This window comes from Mesorhizobium sp. M2A.F.Ca.ET.039.01.1.1, assembly GCF_003998035.1.
GTDB lineage: Bacteria > Pseudomonadota > Alphaproteobacteria > Rhizobiales > Rhizobiaceae > Mesorhizobium.
Window position 1 is genome coordinate 1 of the sequence record NZ_RZRY01001007.1, and the last position, 1,790, is coordinate 1,790.

Genomic DNA, 1,790 nt, shown 5'->3' on the forward strand with positions numbered 1-1,790 from the left:
CACCTGCGCCGAGCTCATGCCCTTGGCTTCGAGCGCGGATTTCACCTTGGGCGTCGCGTCGATCGACTTGCGCAAGGTCTGCAGGCCGGCGTCGCCGCGCTGCGCCACGATCTGGTTGACCTGCGTCTGCGCATCCTTGGGCAGTTCGGTGATGTCGACGACGTTGACGCTCTGGATCGCCGGCGCCGCGGACTGGGCTTTCGGCGCGGCGGGGGCGGTCGGTGCCGGGCTGGGCGTCGGCTGCTGCTGGGCGCCGGCAGCGCCCGCCATCAACAAGCTGGCGGCTGCGGCGACAAGTATCGCGTTGCGCATGGATATTCCTTCCATCGGATTGGGAGTGATTCCGCCCGCCTTAACGGCCCGATGGGAACGCTGAAATGGGCGCTCAAAGTGTCGGCGAGCGGGTCATTGCGTGACCATTGGGTGGCGACAATGTGTGCCCCACGCACAAACAATTGGAATTTCGGGAGCGATTGCTGATGGCCAGGATAAGCCGCGCCGCCTATGCGCAGATGTATGGACCGACGGTCGGCGACAAGGTGCGGCTTGCCGACACCGAGCTGTTCGTCGAGGTCGAGAAGGACCTCACCGTCTACGGCGAGGAAGTGAAATTCGGCGGCGGCAAGGTCATCCGCGATGGCATGGGCCAGAGCCAGGTGACGCGGGCAGGGGGCGCCGTCGACACCGTCATCACCAATGCGCTGGTGGTCGACGCGCTTGCCGGCATCGTCAAGGCCGATATCGGCCTGAAGGATGGCCGCATCGCCGCGATCGGCAAGGCCGGTAATCCGGACACGCAGGATGGCGTCACCATCATCATCGGCCCTGGGACCGAGATCATCGCCGGCGAAGGCAAGATACTGACGGCCGGCGGCTTCGACGCGCATATCCATTTCATCTGCCCGCAGCAGATCGAGGAAGCGCTGATGAGCGGCATCACCACCATGCTGGGCGGCGGCACCGGCCCGGCGCATGGCACCTTGGCCACCACCTGCACGCCCGGCCCCTGGCACATGGCGCGCATGATTCAGTCCTTCGACGCCTTCCCGATGAATATCGGTCTGTCGGGCAAGGGCAACGCGTCAAAGCCGGCGGCGCTGGAAGAGATGGTGCTGGCCGGCGCCTGCTCGCTGAAGCTGCATGAGGATTGGGGCACGACGCCGGCCGCCATCGATTGCTGCCTGTCGGTCGCCGAAGCCTACGACGTGCAGGTGATGATCCACACCGACACGTTAAATGAATCGGGCTTCGTCGAGAACACGGTGGCGGCCATCAAGGGCCGCACCATCCATGCCTTCCACACCGAAGGGGCGGGCGGTGGCCACGCGCCCGACATCATCAAGGTCTGCGGCCTGCCCAACGTCATCCCGTCCTCCACCAACCCGACCAGGCCCTACACGGTCAACACGCTGGCCGAGCATCTCGACATGCTGATGGTCTGCCATCATCTGTCCCCGTCGATCCCCGAGGACATCGCCTTCGCCGAAAGCCGCATCCGCAAGGAGACGATCGCGGCGGAGGACATCCTGCACGACATCGGCGCCTTCTCGATCATCTCCTCGGACAGCCAGGCCATGGGCCGGGTCGGCGAGGTGGCGATCCGCTGCTGGCAGACCGCCGACAAGATGAAGCGCCAGCGCGGCGCGCTGCCCGACGAAACCGGCGACAACGACAATTTCCGCGTCCGCCGCTACATCGCCAAATACACGATCAATCCGGCCATCGCGCACGGCCTGTCGAAGGAGATCGGCTCGGTGGCGGTCGGAAAACGCGCCGATCTGGTGCTGTGG

General features: G+C 65.4%; 2 protein-coding genes. One reads left to right on the forward strand and one right to left on the reverse strand.

Annotation, left to right across the window (positions count from 1 at the left end; translation table 11 throughout):
* Window positions 1–312 (reverse strand): hypothetical protein (locus EOA24_RS36640; RefSeq protein ID WP_127410751.1); only part of this gene is annotated, 312 nt, incomplete at its 3' end.
* Between the two features lie 164 nt (window positions 313–476).
* On the opposite strand from EOA24_RS36640, the gene ureC reads away from it, so the two are divergent.
* On the forward strand, window positions 477–1,790 hold a 1,314-nt coding region (gene ureC, locus EOA24_RS36645; RefSeq protein WP_189354549.1), incomplete at its 3' end, for an urease subunit alpha.